The organism is uncultured Desulfovibrio sp., assembly GCF_944324505.1.
Lineage (GTDB): Bacteria > Desulfobacterota > Desulfovibrionia > Desulfovibrionales > Desulfovibrionaceae > Desulfovibrio.
The window spans coordinates 1-16,983 of the sequence record NZ_CALUWO010000010.1; the positions used below are offsets into that span (position 1 = coordinate 1).

General features: G+C 55.1%; 10 protein-coding genes and 1 pseudogene. 1 reads left to right on the forward strand and 10 read right to left on the reverse strand.

The window, feature by feature from the left end:
- The 10 genes and pseudogenes from Q0J57_RS09345 to Q0J57_RS09390 all read right to left on the reverse strand — a co-directional run.
- Positions 1-341: pseudogene (locus Q0J57_RS09345) on the reverse strand (hypothetical protein); the annotation flags it as partial.
- Positions 341-550 carry a helix-turn-helix domain-containing protein gene (locus Q0J57_RS09350; RefSeq protein WP_072335615.1) on the reverse strand — a complete coding sequence of 70 codons (210 nt, stop codon included), beginning with the start codon at positions 548-550 and terminating at the stop codon, positions 341-343. The gene Q0J57_RS09350 and the pseudogene Q0J57_RS09345, both read right to left, overlap by 1 nt.
- 235 nt (positions 551-785) lie before the next feature.
- Positions 786-1,667, reverse strand: a complete 882-nt coding sequence (locus Q0J57_RS09355) for a hypothetical protein (RefSeq protein WP_297219570.1) — start codon at positions 1,665-1,667, stop codon at positions 786-788.
- Complete coding sequence (locus tag Q0J57_RS09360; RefSeq protein ID WP_297219571.1) at positions 1,664-3,124, reverse strand: RNA-binding domain-containing protein; 1,461 nt, start codon at positions 3,122-3,124, stop codon at positions 1,664-1,666. The genes Q0J57_RS09355 and Q0J57_RS09360 overlap by 4 nt, the downstream gene beginning before the upstream one ends.
- 67 nt (positions 3,125-3,191) lie before the next feature.
- Complete coding sequence (locus Q0J57_RS09365) at positions 3,192-4,331, reverse strand: site-specific integrase (protein WP_297219573.1); 1,140 nt, start codon at positions 4,329-4,331, stop codon at positions 3,192-3,194.
- Between the two features lie 572 nt (positions 4,332-4,903).
- A complete protein-coding gene (locus tag Q0J57_RS09370; protein WP_297219576.1) occupies positions 4,904-5,872 on the reverse strand; it encodes a hypothetical protein in 969 nt (322 codons plus the stop codon).
- A gap of 223 nt (positions 5,873-6,095) precedes the next feature.
- The gene (locus Q0J57_RS09375) at positions 6,096-9,461 is read right to left on the reverse strand and encodes a DEAD/DEAH box helicase family protein (RefSeq protein ID WP_297219577.1); all 3,366 of its coding nucleotides are present in this window, start codon (positions 9,459-9,461) and stop codon (positions 6,096-6,098) included.
- A gap of 12 nt (positions 9,462-9,473) precedes the next feature.
- Complete coding sequence (locus Q0J57_RS09380) at positions 9,474-10,625, reverse strand: restriction endonuclease subunit S (RefSeq protein ID WP_297219673.1); 1,152 nt, start codon at positions 10,623-10,625, stop codon at positions 9,474-9,476.
- Positions 10,625-12,151: a class I SAM-dependent DNA methyltransferase gene (locus Q0J57_RS09385; protein ID WP_297219579.1), complete on the reverse strand. Its 1,527-nt coding sequence runs from the start codon at positions 12,149-12,151 to the stop codon at positions 10,625-10,627. The genes Q0J57_RS09380 and Q0J57_RS09385 overlap by 1 nt, the downstream gene beginning before the upstream one ends.
- Positions 12,152-13,909: 1,758 nt before the next feature.
- Positions 13,910-15,397 carry a M23 family metallopeptidase gene (locus Q0J57_RS09390; RefSeq protein WP_297219581.1) on the reverse strand — a complete coding sequence of 496 codons (1,488 nt, stop codon included), beginning with the start codon at positions 15,395-15,397 and terminating at the stop codon, positions 13,910-13,912.
- 244 nt (positions 15,398-15,641) lie between these two features.
- Between Q0J57_RS09390 and Q0J57_RS09395 the strand changes: the two genes are divergently transcribed.
- Complete coding sequence (locus Q0J57_RS09395; protein WP_297219583.1) at positions 15,642-16,958, forward strand: DnaA/Hda family protein; 1,317 nt, start codon at positions 15,642-15,644, stop codon at positions 16,956-16,958.
- Positions 16,959-16,983: the final 25 nt, after the last annotated feature.

The following is a 16,983-nucleotide window of genomic DNA, read 5'->3' on the forward strand; positions in this document are numbered from 1 at the left end:
CAGATGCTCGCGGCCAGTTTGGCGGCGGCCTGCCAGCGGCGGTTCTGCTCGGTTTCCTTGTGCGCTTTGATGGCCCGGATGCGTTCACGCAGGGCATCCCGTTCGGCGGCGGTCAGTTCTTTTTCTGGCTTGTATGTCCATGTACCTTCATCGCCGGTGCGCCAGTTTTTCCACCAGATAGAGGCCGGAGTATCCAGAAACGCCTTGTACGCGCCGTCCTTGCGATGGGGCCGGTCCGCTGTGCCACAGCGGTGCAGGAGGCCGTCGGCCTGCACGACCTCGATCTCCAGCCCCGCTGCACGCAGACACTCGGCAAAACTGTGCAGAATGTCGGCGCTCATTATCGCTTCCTCAATTGAGGGGCGGAATCTCTGGTGTGGACGCAGCGTGACGCAAACCAGTCTTCAAGGTCTTCTATGTCGTACATGACACGGCTGCCGAGCTTGGCGTAGCGCGGGCCAACTTTTTTACAGCGCCAGCGGGCCAGTGTGCATGTCTTCACGCCGTACATGTCGGCAACTTCTTGTGGTGATAATTTTTTGGTCGCCATCAGCATCTCCCTGTATTCAGGCTGAAGTGTGTGAATCCATCCAGAAGCATCTGGAGAGAACACACCCTATGCCCAGAGGAAAACGCTGAACAGACGGGGTGTTAGCAAAGGCGAAACAAAACCTCCCTTTCTTAGACCTAAGAAAGGGAGGTTGATAATTTTTATGTTATTTTACTATGTTATAACGGGGACAAGTTGAGGGTTGCGAACCTGAGCAGGTCAGGTTTCTTGCCTTTCAGGGATTTTGAATAGGCGCTCCGCCGTGGTTGATATACTCTTTCGGCATTGCCCTGCGAAAAATTTCTATGTAATTGCCCGGAGCGTTTTCAACCCCCAACGTCTTACCAATTTCCTTGTATTGGCGCGTGATTTCGTGTTTGGCGAGTGGGTGGGTGAATTCTCTGGTAACCTTATTTGCTAATGTGACAAGAATGTGTATATGTGCTTCCATTTGTTCAATTTCGTTTTTTAATTTGCCTTCTCGTCCCGCTGCGCTGGTATATTTCTCCGTCATTTCCTTGTATTTCTTTTTCAGCTCTTCAATCTCCCTGTTGAGTTTTGCGGCATCACAGCTTGGAGCTACACTGCTTTCGCCACACCAGCGCGTCTGATTTTCCTCCACAATCGCGGAAAGTTGTGTGGCATCGCAACAATATTCGGGCGAGCCGAGAGCAAAAAACTTATTGAACCCAAAGAGCATGGGAGAAAGAAAGTTGGAAACTTCGCGGCAATCCACGCCGAGTTTTCCTCCCGCCGGGATTGCTTCATGACTTTTGAACACCCGGATACGATAATGGCGAAGCGCTTCCAACTGTTCATGGTTCGTGGAAGCATGCAGCATGAGCATGGCTTCACTCAGACGGATTGCGTGATCAACGTGATGTTTGCGCCATGTTCCCACATAAAGCGCACAAAAGGCGCAGATGCTCCAAACAGCGGCCCCGCCGATCACGACGCACCAGAGCAGTATCAGCGCTACTCCTGCAAGTGAAACGCCTTGCGTAATTTTAATAACGGTAAACATGGTTGTCAGCCATGCCATGAGAAAGGCAAGGCCACAGCCCAGAACAGCAATCAGCAGAAATTTGATAATCGAACCGTTGGGAACAAACTTCATGGGAGAATCTCCCATTGTCCGCCCTTGCTGGGACCGATGCGGCGCAAGATGCCCTTTTTCTTGAGCATGGTTGTTCTGTAAAGAATCGTGCGTCGGCTCACGTTTAGAACAGTAGCGAGTTCGGTTGTGGTTATGCGCGGATTGGCGGAGATATGCTCAAGGAGCGCAAAAAGTTCTGGTGCAATTTCCGGTGCAATATCGCGCAGAGTTGCATCAGAAAGCCCTTGTTTCTGGTGCAAATTTTGTGTTTTTGATGCAAGTTCTGGTGCAAGTACCCCAGTGTTTTCCGCAGGCCGGTGGGTTCTGCGTACAATGGCCTTGAACAGCGAACTCTCCCGATCGTCTTCAAAATCAATATCCGGCCATGCCTTAAGAGCGCGCAGAATGCCGGAGCCGATGCCGTGGTAGGGCAAAAGCCCCTTGGCGGCGTAAGAAATCAGGATGGGGTTGCGGATATTGGAATTGCCGGCTTTGATATTGGCTATGGTCAGATTGTTCGGCAACGTGCCGGGGCTGATGATTTCCACGCGGTCATCAAAAATGAAAATGCGGATGGGCGCGCTGACAAGATAATCCCTGTGTACAAGGGCGTTGACCAGCAGTTCCTCAAAAACCTGTTCCGGTATTTCCGGCGTACCCGGTGAGTTGACGCCATTCTTGCCCTGTACCTTGTGCAGGTTGCGCATGACAAAAGCCAGGGCATCCTTGAAAAGTCTGCTCAACGGGCCTTCAAAATCTTCGGTGTCATCGTAGCTGTCGGCATGAACGGCAATTCCCGGAAAGCGGACGCCTTTTGCCACGAACTGCGGAAAAATCAGCTCCGGCTGTTCGGCAAAAAGCAGCACTCCGGCCAGATTGAGATTTCCATCGCCAGCGGCGAGGTTCAGATTTTGCAGCAGGCGCAGTTGTTCTGCGTGGATATCCGGGAAGTCACTGTCATACCGCTTTTTCAAAAAATCCCGGAACAGCAGCTTGTCCAGTTTGTTAATGCCCGCCTTTGTGGGCAATTCATCGGCATGGAATTGGCTGGTATACTGAAAAAGACGGCGCAGTTCCTCTTTTGAATTGATACGTCGCTTGTCCGCCCCGGCTTTCAGCCAGATAACGCCTTTCCTGTCAAAGTAGGGTTTGTCCATTCCCGCAGGAACGGTCAGGGCGATAACCACATTTCCATTTTCAAGAAGAATGTTCTGCGTCTGCACCACAAGCGGGCTGCGGACATGCTGGCTGGCGGCGTTGCCGATCAACTGGTTCGCATCATGCAATTCTCGGGATGTTATGCCGGACAGTGTTCCATCATCCTGCACGCCGATAAATATGACGCCGCCGTTGGCATTGGCGAAGGCGGCCATTTCCGCAGCCAGAGAATCCGCATTGTCGATTCGGGACTTGAACTGGCGTGTGCTGTCCTCGCCTGCGGCGGCCTGTTCCCTGAGCGTTTGAAGTGTGAATGCCATGCCTGCTCCTTACAATACTATCTTTTTCCTCACCATGTGTACACGATAATCGGAACAGCCGCAAAAGCTACCGTTGGCCGGAGAGAATGTCCGCCGCCGCGTTGCTGGCAGCGGCCAAGGTCTCCGGCAGGAATTGGGCATACTTCTTTTTGGTGAAATCCACATTTTTGTGTGTCAGCATTTCCGAGATCATGTCCATGCTGAATTTGCCGCTGTTGGCGAGGCTTACGGCAAAGTGATGCCGCAGCCCGTGGAAGGGCCGGAACTTGGGCGGCAGGCCCGCCGCCTTGCGGAAGCGGTCAACCGCTGTGCAGTCTTTGCGCATCTCGCCGTTTTTGCCGGGAAAAACATAGGGGCTGCCGGGGAAATGCTCGTCACGCCAAGCCATTTGTTCTTGCAACAGTTCTTCCACCAGAGAACTCATGCCGATGGAGAGGGTCTTTCTGCCCTTGGGATCGCGCAAACGAATGAGCTTGAGGTCAAAGGCCACGTCCTCATCTTGCAGCTTGAACATCTCCCCGCGCCGCATACCGGTAAAAAAGGCCAGCAAGAGCATATTGCCCACATCGCGGGCTGGCCATGTGCGGGCGCAATCCAGAAAGCGGCGAGTTTCTTCCGGCGTCAGATGCTCAATAACCTCATTGTCCTTGACGGGCATTTCGATCTGAAAGGCAAGATTGGGGCAGCGGTTGGTCTTGACGCCAAAGTTAATGATGCGCCGCAGAAGCTCAAGGGCATTCCAGAGTGTGGCCGGTTTGCGTTCGCTCAGGGATTTGCGCAGCTCTTCCACCATCTGGGGCGTGATTTCCGAGACGCTTCGCTTGCCGAACAGCGGTTTGAGGTGTTTGAGGTAACGGTTGCGATCCGTGGTCAGCCCTTTGAGGGTCGGCCCCTTGATGTCAAAATATGCATCCGCAATTTCGGCAAAGGGCTTGTCTTTCTCCGCCTGTTCGCGGCGGAGTTCTTTGGCGGTTTTGACTTCTTCGCCATGTCTGATGGCCTTTATTCGATCAGCGCGAATTTCCGCCGCCACGTCCGGCCCGTATCCTTCGGAAATTTTGCCTACCTTTTCCCAAATGAGGCGGCGGCCGGATTTAAACGTGATGTAGAAACACAGGTCAGGCGCGCCATTATACATTTCTGACGTTTCGTATACATAAACGCCAGCCCACTTCTTGGGGTGGTATCGCCGTTTTTGGGTAGCCATGAACTGCCTTGGGTTGTGGTTCATACGCGGGAGCAGGTTTTAACCGGCAAAATTTTTCTAACCTATTTCTAACCACGCCGTCAATTTCTAACCATTCAGGTCAATGCGCGGCAAAGTCTTATTTTTTGATAACTTATTGAAAATAAAAATAAATCAAAGTCTATCCATCTGCGTCTAACTCTTTCAAATTCTGTCAAAAAGGGCTCATAACCCGAAGGTCGTAGGTTCAAATCCTGCCCCCGCAACCAGAAAACATCAAAGGCTTACGATGTACGTCGTAAGCCTTTTTTTGTTGGCGGAGTTTTTCAGCCGTCCTGGAGCATTTTTCGTTTGAAACGCCTTGTGTTTCAAAGCATACGGCCTGTCGTTTCGCGGAAAATCCGCGTTTTTTTCCGCTCACTTTGAACCGGGCGGGCTGGGCGCCTCGCGTTTTACCTTTTGCAAAGCCAGAACGCTCTCATGGGCTGCTGCATGCTCCTGCATCCGTCTGAAAAAACGCGCCGGGGGAAGACTCCCCCTTGCGCGCCAGCCAAGGGGGGCCTTTCCCCGAAATTCTCGATTGTTGCCGCTGTTTACTCTTTACACAAATCCTCAACACGTTGCAGGGTAATGTTCAGCTCGGAGGCTGCCGTAAACGCTTCCTTTACCTTGTCAAGCGGCACAACAAAAAACATGTATTCGTCGCCGCCTTCATCCCACAGCAGAATCGTCAGGCCATAGCGCTCATGCAAAACGGCATTGCAATCACGGAGCACATCTTCGGGATAGGCGTTTTCGTCATACGCGTTTTCATCGTCGCAGGGGGGCAGGTATTCCTTTGCCCCTGGCGGCAGAAGCGCACACAGGGAGGCAAAAACTTCTGCCGGTGCTTCCTTCCAGTCCACCCAGTCCAGGCGGTTCCGGTCTCTCAGGGCCAGACGCATCAACGTGAAATGCCAGCCGGTTTCGGGGTCGTCCTGGTAGTCGAACTCTTCACAGAGCGCGGCGCATTCTGTCGGCTTTGTGGCTGCATCGTGGATTTTGTCCGCCAGCTCTTCGGCATCGGTTACGCCGATCAGGGTAAAGAAGGCAAGCAGGGCCTGACGCGATATGGGCACGGACTCCGGTATAACGGGCTTGTTCGCGTCCTTGAACATCACCAGCGTGCGCTCCATTTTTGCTATGATGGCGGGATCAGTGACTTCGGTATCCCGTCCCACCGTCTCATGCCACGTCCTGTCCCAGCGCAGATAGCGCAGTTCCACCTCATCGCCGCAAAGCACCACAAAGTAATAGTCAAAGGCCCAGCCGGATGCGACGACTTCGCCCATACAGATGCTTTTGGGAATATAGAAGGTTCCTTTATCGCACACATATTCGGAATCCGTATTTTCCCCCATATCTATGTCGCACTTTGGAAAGGCGCCGACAGCAAGCAGCGTTGCTTCAGAGGGAATGGTGTGCGAGCGTTTCCCCTGAAAGAAGGTGAACAGGTCTTTGTTTATGATGTCGCTGTGATAGGGCTTTCCGCGCACTCCTTTTGCGGGATAATAGATACGCATGCGTCGCTCCTTTCGTTCATACTCATGATGTCGATTCCCCGCAGAGCAGAAGCGGGGATGCTTGATCCATCAAGAATGACGGGTATCTGCGGGGTAAGCAGCATGTATTCGGCCATCCTGTTTCCAGGGGCCTGTCAAATACCATCAAATGCGCCAATTCCCTCCGGGGACGGGCGGCGTTATGTCTCTGCCTCGCCTTTTCCCTTTTCAAAGGGAAAACGCTCTACATCACCAGCGCATTATCTCGTACAGACTGGATAGCGGCAAGCAGTTTCTTCTGACGTATCTGGTCAAAATCAAGCAGTTTTGCCGGTTTATCAAATGGCGCCTTTGTCAGCATGGAAATATCTTCCATATAGCCGTTCTGTTCGATGTGCATGATGACCTTCTTGACAAATGCTATCTGGCGGGAGTTCAGCGACTGATCGTTGATGAATTCCGCAAATGCGGCAAGCGCGGCCTCATGATCCATTTTGGCAATCTTGCGTATCAGCAGGCCGAAGGGCGTGCTGCCGAAGGTTTTTTCGTAATCGTCCTTGCTGCCGAGTTCCTGCGTGAAGACACGTTCGAGTTCCTCATAGTCCTTTCTGGTCAGGGGGATGTTGTGCGTAAGGTTATAGATGGCCAGAGAGTTTCTGTGTTCCTCGATGTAGCGGTTAACCTTCATCCTGTAGCTGGCAAAGGGGTCTTCGGCAGGCAGGGGCGTTCCCCCGGACGATTGCAGCACGGGGTCGGTAAGAATGGTGATGATGTCCTTGCGTTTGCTGCCTTCATCCAGAAAGCAGATGAGGGCGCGCAGTTCCTGCCGGATATGCTCCAGTTTGTGGATGTCCACAGTTTTCCAGCATTCGGGGTCGCCTATCTGCCGGATCAGCGGCAGTTTTTCCGCCACCTGCGGTATGCCGGACTTTTTTTCAAGCAGTCTGGCCGTATTGACAAGTTGCGCCAGATCGTGCCTGCTCCGCGAGCGCTGCTCCAGAACGTCCAGCATGAAGCCGTAGATAAAATTATCAAAACGCAGTGCCATGGCATCGGGGTCATCATAATGCACCAGCGGGGCCAGGTGTTCCGCCAGTTCCTGCTGGTCCAGATCGGAAAGGTGGGCAAAGGCTTCCGGGCGCTTGAATTTTTCCACATACTTCAGGGCAAGCCGCACATGAAAAAGGTCCGTATTGAGGGCGGCAATCTGGCGGCAGCAGCCTTCCGCCAATGCGTTGCGCAAGAGCTGGCCGGCGTTGTCGGACTGTGCGCCGTCCTGCAATGCCGCCATCAGGCGGAGACATTTTGTGAATATCCTTTCCGAGAGCGAGGCCGGCGCTTCGCCTTCCATGATGTTTGTGGCCTGGCGAAAAAATTCGAAATTGCCGCAGTAATCGAAGATGAGAAAACGCTTTTTGCCGGCATATTCCCTGCCTTCGCTGCTGTCGGTGCACAGCAGCTCCGGGCAGAGGCGCGTGCCGCGCCCTATCATCTGCCAGAACTTGGTTTTGGAGCGGACCTTTTTGAAGAAGACAAGATTCACACATTCCGGCACATCGATGCCGGTATCCATCATGTCCACCGAAACCACGATATACGGCGTTTTGTCGGCCACCTTGAAATTGTCGATGACGGTCTGGGCATAGCTGTCGTCGCAGATGACGCGGCTGGCCCAGGTGCCGCGGTGCTCAGGATACAGGGCATTGAAGCGCTCCAGAATGAATTCGGCATGCTTCTTGTTCTGGGCAAAAATGATGGTTTTGCCGATGCGTTCTCCGCCATTTACCTTTATGCCGCGCTCCATGAGGTCCTGAAGCACGATGTCCACGGTTTTCTGATTGAACACAAAGTCGTTCAGCGCCTGCGAGGGGACAAAATCCGGCATAACGCCGTCTTCGGTAAAGTCGTCTTCGTACCGTTCCTTGTCTTCAGCGGAAAGTTCATCGTAGCTGATGCCCTCTGAAAGGAATTTTGTTGTGACCTCGTAATTGTAGTATGGCACCAGAACGTGATCCTGCTGCACGGCGGTTTCGTAGTCATAGGCATAGGTGGGAACGCCGTTTTCCAGCTCAAAGAATTCATAGGTATTTCTGGCCACCTCGGTTTTCGGCGTGGCGGTCAGGCCGAGAAGGATGGCATCAAAGTAGGCGAAAATGGCCCGGTATTTTTTGAAGATGCTGCGGTGGCTCTCGTCAATGATGATGAGATCAAAGTGCGCGGGGGTAAACAGCATGCCGCCGTTGGCGTCTGTGGCGCGGTCGATGGCGTTCATGATGGTGGGGTAGGTGGAAAAAACGATGCGTGCGGAAGCATCATCCTTGCTGGAACACAGATTACAGAGCGACATGTCCGGCAAATAGGTTTTGAAGTCATCCTTTGCCTGCGAAACCAGCGCCGTTCTGTCCGCCAGAAAGAGCACGTTGGTGATATGGTGGCCCCGGCTCAGCACATCAACCAGACTGGCGGCGGTTCTGGTTTTGCCGGTGCCGGTAGCCATGACGAGCAGGTGCTTGCGCACGCCGCGGCTGATTTCCTCGCATACGGCGCGGATGGCCGCCTGCTGGTAGTAACGGTCGGTGATGCGGCTGCTGATGCCGATGCCTGCCAGCGGCTTTCTGGCCGTGCGGCGCTCCATGATTTTTTCCAGATCGGCCTTGCTGAAAATGCCGCTGACCTGGCGCTGGGGACCATCGGCATCATCCCAGAAAAAGGTATCAAAGCCGTTGGTGGTAAACATGACGGGGCGCTGCCCGAAACGGCGTTGGAGGCAGTCGGCATAGAGCCGGGCCTGCGTTCTTCCGGTATTGGGGTCCTTGCTGGCCTTTTTGGCTTCCACCACGGCAAGCGGCTTGCCGTCCCTGCCCCAGAGCACATAATCCACATAGCCCTTCTGACCCGGAACGCCGGCCATGCCGTCCACTTCGTATTCCTGCGCCACATCGCTGTGCGGCCCTTCCAGCTCCCAGTCCATGCTCAGGAGCATGGCATCGATATAGAGTTTTCGGGTCCTGAATTCGGAAAGGTCGTCTACGCTGAAGGTGCGGTGCTGGCGGTTGTCTTTCTTCTTGCCGGTATATGTGTCCGCCAAGGTGGCAAGCTGCTGGCGGAGTCGTGCAATCTCTGCCTCTTTTTCGCCCAGCAGGCTTTCCTGCTCCCGGATTTTCTGCCTGTGGAGGCTGACGTGCTCCCTGGGAATCAGCTGTTCGTCAAAGGTGCGGGCCTGATAGTCCTGGCCATAGGCGTAATCAACCCATTGAATGAACGCAAAGAGGCTTTTCAATGCCTGCACGGCAAAGGCAGGGGGAACGGTCCTGCCGGTATGCACGGCCATGTTGCCGAACAGGACAATGCCTGTGATGCCATTGAACAAGGCTGGCGGGAGCTGTTTTTTGAAAGAGTGCTCGTGGATGAGCGCAGAGAGATTGTCCTTATAGGGAGCCTGTATGCTCTTGTCGACGGCATAGACCCACTTCACGGCCAGTTCCAGAGCCTTGCGGCAGCCGATGACGCACATGGCCGGCGACGTGGCAAAGACCTGTTCCGCCTCCACAGCGGCAGCGGCAAACAGGGAGAACTCCTTGCGGCCGTTGAGAAAGTCGAAGTTGGGCATACAGGAACTCCTTTAGCCAAAATACTCCTGCATCAGGGATTTTTTCAGCGTTTCCAGTGTTTCAAGGCTTTGTTTTATGGATGATTTTGCTTTGTCAATCTTATGTAGAAAATTAATAAAATTTTCTTGCATAGTTATAGGTAATAAGGGGACTTTTATGTTTGAAACAATGTTTACATTTAAATTAAGCATCGTGACACCAACAGCTTTATCTTCGATAAGTTTTCTATAACCAGGAGAAGATAAAATGCTTTGTATAAAATATGACTTCATTTTTTTATATGGACGAACAATTATACTTCCAGTTCCACAAATTAAGCCCGAACACTCAGCAACAGCACAACGTCCCATTTCTCCTCTTCTACCAAGAATAATATCGTCTTTTTGAAGATGGTAGGCTTTAAGTTCAATATATTTTTCTTCTGAAATCGTAAAATTATTATCCGGGTAAATTTTCCCTTCGACTATGTGTGATGGATTAATAAGAGCATGGCCGCCATAAATATAATCTTCCTTATGAAGTAATGTGCCAAATGGGCCAATAAAAATTTGTGCAACTTCACCTAACAAGACCAAAGGCCAATTCTTTTCATTGCGAATAGGGTCTCCAAACATCTCGACAAATCGGGATTTGACGAGCTGGTCGAGTTTGGAGAGCTGCTGTTTTCGAATAAAGTATAGAGCATTTACTTTGTCTAAGATATTTGAAATTTTTTGTTGTTCTATTAAAGAAAATTTTTTTATTTCTAGATTTTCTAAAATTTCTTTTTTGATTCCTTTAATTGTAGATCCTCTGGAAACATCATTTAAATATGTTTTTTTTGTTGATATGGCATGTACTAAATATTTTTTGTTCCATGTATTTTCATCTATATCTATTAATGCAAGAATGTCCTGATTAGTCGATATTGGTGTTGTATTTATTGCAATTTTCCCGATACCGACACGGGTTCCCACTAATATAGATTGAGCCGGAACTATTTTTGCAGCAGTTTCTTTTATAGCTGTAGACGTAATCCATGCGATAGCATCTTTTTCTGAAATAGTTGATCCATTAAGTGCAATAGTGGTAATCCAAGGAATATTTCCTCCATAATAAGAGGAAATATTTTTCGATGGCGTTCCCCCAGACTGAAAGCGGCAAATATCTCCAAGTTTCACCATCACAGCATCCCCTCCAGTTCGGCCAGCCCTGCGGCAATCTGCCTTTCCAGTTCGTGCAGTTCGGTCATGAGCTGCTGCGTGGGGGGATAGTCCACCGGGGTATATTCCACCTGCTTGTACTTGTTGAGGGAAAGGTCATAGCCGTTGGCCACGATTTCTTCTTTTGGCACAAAAAAGGACTGTTCCGTGCGGGCGCGGTCCTTTTCCTTTTCCAGGTCGGCAAAGCGGGCAAGGATGTCGGGAATGTCGTTCTGCGCCACGGGTGTGCGCTTGTCGTCCAGCGAAAAGCCGTCGGCCTGCATGTCGTAGAACCAGACATTGCCTGTGCCTCCTGAGCCGGTTTTCGTAAAGACAAGCACTGCGGTGGACACACCGGCATAGGGCTTGAACACGCCGGAGGGCATGGAAATGACGGCCCGCAGCTGATGCTGCTCCACCAGTTCCCGCCGTATGGCCTGATGCGCCCGACTGCTGCCAAAGAGCACCCCGTCAGGCACGATGCAGGCGCATTGCCCGCCCTTTTTCAGCATACGCAGGAAGAGCGCCAGAAAAAGCAGCTCCGTCTTCTTGGTATTGGTCACGGCTTTCAGGGAATCGCTGATGCTTTCGGCGTCGATGCTGCCCTTGAAAGGCGGATTTGCCAGGCACATGGTGAACGCGGCTTGCACGGTGTTTTCCTTGGACACGCTGTCCCGGTAGCGGACATCCGGGTGATGGATGGCGTGAAGCATGAGGTTCATGGCCGAAATGCGCAGCATGGTGGGGTCAGTATCGTAGCCGGTAAAGGCAGGTCCGGCAAAATGTTCCCACTGCGTCGCGGTCATGCTGTTTTCATAATGCGCGCGGATGTATTCGGCGGCAGAAATGAGAAATCCCGCTGTGCCGCAGGCCGGATCACAGATGATGTCGTCGGGCGTGGGGCGCAGCAGGGCGACCATCATGTCGCGGATGTGCCTGGGCGTGCGAAACTGCCCGTTGCGGCCCGCGGTGGAGAGCTTGCCAAGCATGTATTCGTAGAGGTCACCCTGCATGTCGAGGCCGGCTATATCGTGCTCATACAGTTCATCCAGACCGGTAACCACCTTTTGCAGCACCTGCGGCGTGGGCATGAGAAAGACGGCATCCTTCATAAAGCGGGCAAAGGCCGTCTGCATGCTGGTGTCGTCACTGTCAGGCAAGGGAAGAAAGACGCCGCGCTCTTCGTCAAAGTCCGGAAGTTTTCCGCCCTTCATGCCCTTGATGGCCGGAAAGACGCGCTGGGAAACCATGTCGAACATCTGGCGCGCCTCACTGTTCTTGAACCTGCTCCAGCGCATGGCCTGACCGGCAGGCGTCTGCGGAAAGATTTTCTTCACGGGAATGCCGAGCGCTTCGTATCGCTCGTTCTCCAGCTCTTTGGCATCCAGCGCGCGGATGAACAGGAGATAGGTCAGCTGTTCAATGACCGTAAGCGGATTGGCCAGACCTGCGGAAAAGATGTCCAGCCAGATTTTATCAACCTTATTTTTGACGGCACCCGTAATCATGGATGGGCTGCTCCTGCATACTGCTGACGTTGGCCTGCCGGAACAGGCAGGGAAGCATAACAAGCAGAGTAGCCAAATTCGGAAAAAGAATAAAGGAAACAGCAATACGCTGTCTGGCTGACAGCATGGCCAGCATAGTGCCCTTTCAGGTCCACGGGCACAGCGCCGGACGCCGGAAGGCAAAGGCCGCTCCGGCAGACAGGCCGCCAGGCGCAGGGGAGGGAGCCTTTTCCCTTCCGGGGCGCTGTCCTTTCAACGGGCCGGTCAGGGGCCGGGCAGCAGGCCGGGCGCGCCCCCTTTCCTGGGCAGCGGCCATGCTGTCCGTTTGCCGGGCAAGGCTCTCTGCCTCGTTCCCTTCTTCCCTGCCTGGCCGTCATGCGCCGGGCAACTGCGCAGCGTGCCCGGCTGCGCCCGCAGCATCCCCATCCCTCCCAGTTTCGCCACGGCAACAGCACCGCCCCATCTGCCTGATGCGCACGTTACGCACACAGCAGGCACACCCAGCGCCAAGGCATACGCAGAACAACGAGGGGCCATACAGGCAGGTAACAGGAAATACACCGCGTTGTAAGAAAATTTTTCATGCTATTTCATAGGGATAGCAGAAAAATTACCAGTATGCACACACGACAGCGGCAGAAAAAGTTTCTTTTGTCGCCAACTGTGACTGCCGCACAAGGAAAAAGCCTTGTTCCCGAAGAAGATGGCCTCCAAAAATACACTATAAAATCAATATGATACCAGCGTAAGGAACAATCATAACAGCCACAAAAGGAACATCCCGCGGCGGCTCCCGCCAAGCACACGACGCCTCCAGCTCTGGCCGGAAAACCGCGCAGCCAGCACAAGGAACAGACACGGCACAACAAAGCATCATGCTACGCCAAAAAAAATCTTTTTATTTCTCTATATTATCCTACTTACGAACAAAGAAAACACCTGCTTTTGCACGGCATGTTTTCTGTACGGTCCCGGTGGCCCGTTCCTTGTCTGTTCGCTTTTTTTTCAAAAAAATCATGATGCTAGCGCATATGATGACAAAGCAACATCCAGCATTGGCAACACAGAAGCACCAGCGCCGCCTCCCCCAAAAGGAACAGAGAAAGAACAGGAAATAGCCCTGGTTACCAACAACTACGGAACACGAAAAAAGTAAGGTATTTCAGAAGAGTAACAAAGAAAGGAACATACTATTACGGCATATTCCTGTCATGAACGGCGCGAAGAGTACGGCATGCCCCGACGGCCGTGCCGCGTCATCGCCCCATGCCCGCAGCGTCTCCGCCCGGCAGGCCGGCGGCCAGTACGGCAACAGCAGTCCGCAGCACGGAACCGGACAAAAGCAAACAAGGCACAACACGGCGGGATAAGGACGCACAAGAACGCACAAGGCAGCCCGCCCTCATGCCCTGCCCTTGCCGTCCCGGCCGGAACAGCAGGCACAAAAAAAACGGATGCCATTGTTCATGACATCCGTTCATTTTGTCTGCCATCAGGGGAGGCAGGGGAAAGCCGCGCACGCCGTGCGCGCACAGGAATTTCGTGGCTGTGGCGCGTTGCGCTCCAGGTCATCCCTGCCCGCTGTCGGGCCATGCTCCCGGCGCAGCAAAGCGGCCCCGGCCGCAGCGCATCTTTCCCGAAACGCGCGCCGGAAAGGGCCGTCAGTCCGGCGGAGAGCGCCTTGCTGGCGCAGCCGGCCCGAGCCACGGCTCAGGGGCATTTTCCGCCCTCATGGCGTCATGCTGTGCGGGATGGTGCCTAGCGTCCCTTGCGGCGTGCGGGGCGCTCTTCCGCTTCGGAATCGGAGCGCAGTTCTTCCAGCTGATCGGGGGGGACAATGCTGTCGCTGGCATAGTCGGCCAGGGATTTTTCCCCTGCAAGAAAGGCTGTTTCCAGCGCCACGGTTTCCCGAAAGCGCTTCATGGACGAGGCAGAAACGGCCTTGCCGCGCGGATTGATGGCCTTGACCGGATTGACGAATTTGCCGTTCTGGCGAATGCGGAAGTCCAGATGCGGCCCGGTGGACAGACCGGTGCTGCCCACAAAGCCGATGACCTGCCCCTGCCGCACGCGCTGCCCCGTTCGAAGACCGCGGGCATAGCCGGAAAGATGGGCATACCAGGATTCCAGCCCGGCCGTGTGGCGAATGACGATCTGGTTGCCATAGCCGCCTCCCCAGCCGCGCTTGATGACCACCCCGTCGCCCACGGCCTTCACAGGCGTGCCCGTGGGCGCGCCATAGTCCACCCCCAGATGGGGCCGGCTGTAGCCCAGAATGGGATGCCGGCGGCTGTTGGTAAAGCGGGAAGTGATGCGCGTAAAGGAAAGCGGGGCCTGAAGCAGGGTTTTGCGCAGGTTTTCGCCCTTGCGGTTGTAGTACTGTGCCTTTCCCCGGCCGTCACGGAAGAGAAAGGCCTCGTACAGCTTGCCCTGATTGGTGAAGGTGGCGGCCAGGATACGCCCGTAGCCCTTGTCTTCGCCATCGCGATAACGCTTTTCCACCAGCACGCTGAAGCTGTCGCCCGGCTGAATGTCCCGCAGAAAATTGATTTCCGAACCAAAGAGTTCCGCCAGGCGGATGGCCAGCTGCGGCCCTTCGCCCACATCCGCCACGGCCTGAAAGAGATTGTCGCTTATTTCGGCTTCCACCACGGACAGCAGCAGGGTGTATTCGATGGCCTCCACCCGGGCAACGGGGTCTTCCATGCCTTCCACCACCAGGCGGCGGTTATTGTCGATTTCGTATTCAAAGCGCTTGACCTGGCCGCTGCTTCTGTCCGTCACCACCACATAGGGCTGGCCGGTGCGGAAGGCCCGCAGGGAAAAGACCTGCTTCACGGCGTCGGCATAGTGCAGGGTGCGCTGCCCGCCGGCCCCTTCCAGCACGGAACTGAGGGTATCCCCCTTTTCCACCGTGCCGTGCACCACCGCTTCATCGGGCAGGCCGTCCGCCAGGTCCTCCGGGAGCAGGCTGCTGTCTGCCCCGTCGCCGGCATCTTCCGTCCCGCCGTCCTCATCTGCCGCAAACGGCACGTCCTCCGTGGCCTCTGTGGCCGCCGGAGCCATGTCGTCAGCGCCAGGCTCCACCGCTGCCGTATCGGAAGAAACGGCGCTGTGGTCTGTCTGTTCCTGCGCAACAGGGGCAGGCTCCTGTCCGCCACGGGGAATACCCAGCTGCCGGCTGCCCAGCATCAGGACGGCAAGGATAGCCCCAAGGACGACAAGAAGAATGCAGAGGCGTTTCATGTGCGGCGTAACTCTCCAGTGCAGCCTATAACCTGCCCCGACGCGCCTTGTCCAGCCTCGGCCCGGGCGGGGCATCCGCCCTTTCCCGGCCCGGGCGCGGCCCCCAGGCACCGGGAAAGGCAAGCGGCACAGGCTTGTTTCATACCCATAAATAGGGTACATTAGTTCTTTGTTCGCGTGCGCGGGAGACAGGCGCACTCAAGGGTGGAACGGCGTGAACGGCAGGGATGTTTCTCAGTTCGCCATGCTATTGCGGCAGGATGTGGACAGAGTGCTGGAAAAATCGGAACCAGGCGTGCCGCGCCCCTGGCTGCACGGCCTTGACCTGCGCCAGGAAGATGCCTGCCTGCTGGTAACCTTTCCGCACGCTCTCTATGCCCGCTTTTTTGCACCGCACAAAACGGCCTTTGAAGCGGCCCTTGCGGCCTGCCTGCCGGAACTGACGGCCATCCGCTATCAGGTGGGCACGCCCTCCGGGGCCGAGGTGCCGGCGGCGCCGTTGGGCGGCACCCCGCTTCCGCCGCAGCAGGAGCCTGCGTGCGCCAGCCCGGCGCCGTCCCATGCCGCCGCTGCGGACAACGGCACAGGCAATGGCCCGGAACTGGAAACGTTCCTCTGCAATGCCAAGAATGCCTTTCCCCTGGCGGCGGTGCAACGTATTGCCACATCGGCCCCCGGCGGGGCCTACAGTCCGCTGGTGCTCTATGGCCGCAGCGGCACGGGCAAGACCCATCTGCTTCAGGCGCTGGCGCAGCAGCTCCAGCGCCGGGGCTGGCGTGTGCGCGTGGCTCCGGCGGCCCGCTTCTGCCGCCACGCCGCCGCCTGGGCACAGCACCCGGAACTTTTCTGGCAGCACTGCGATGCGCTGCTGCTTGATGACATGCAGGACATTCTGGAAGAAGCGGAATGGCAACATCATCTGCTTCTGCTGCTGGACAGCTGCCCCCCGGACCGGCAGTGCGTGCTGGCCCTGTCCGGCACGGCACGGCTGCTGCGCCAGCTGTCGCCCCGCCTGCTGGGACGCCTGGAAAACGGTCTGGTGACAGAACTGCTGGAACCGGACCTGGATGTGCGCCTGCGCTATTTGCAGGCCTTCTGCCGGCAGCACGGACTGACGCTGCCCCGCGAGGATCAGCTCTTTCTGGCCCGGCAGTGTCCGCAGCTGCGCCTGCTTCAGGGTATGCTGCGCAAGGTCAGCGCCTTTGCCCATCTGAAAAAGACGGCCCTGACCCGGACGGACCTGGAAAATATCGCCCGCACCGGGGGCACCCGCCCCGCTGCCGGGCATCGCGAAATTCTGGAAGAGGTGGCCCGGCATTATGCCCTGCCGCCGGAAGAAATGCTGGGCACCGGGCGGCGCCCGCAGCTGGTTCTGGCCCGGCAGATTGCCATGTATCTCTGCCGTCGCCGCCTGGGACTTTCCTATCCGGAACTGGGGCGCGTCTTTGGCGGAAGAGACCACAGTACGGTCATCCATGCGGTTAAAAAGATTCGCAAAATGCTGGTTAGCAACAAAGATGTGCAACATCTGGTGACACGACTGGAAAATACTCTTCCCTAAGGAACATGCCCGCAGCCATGCGGCC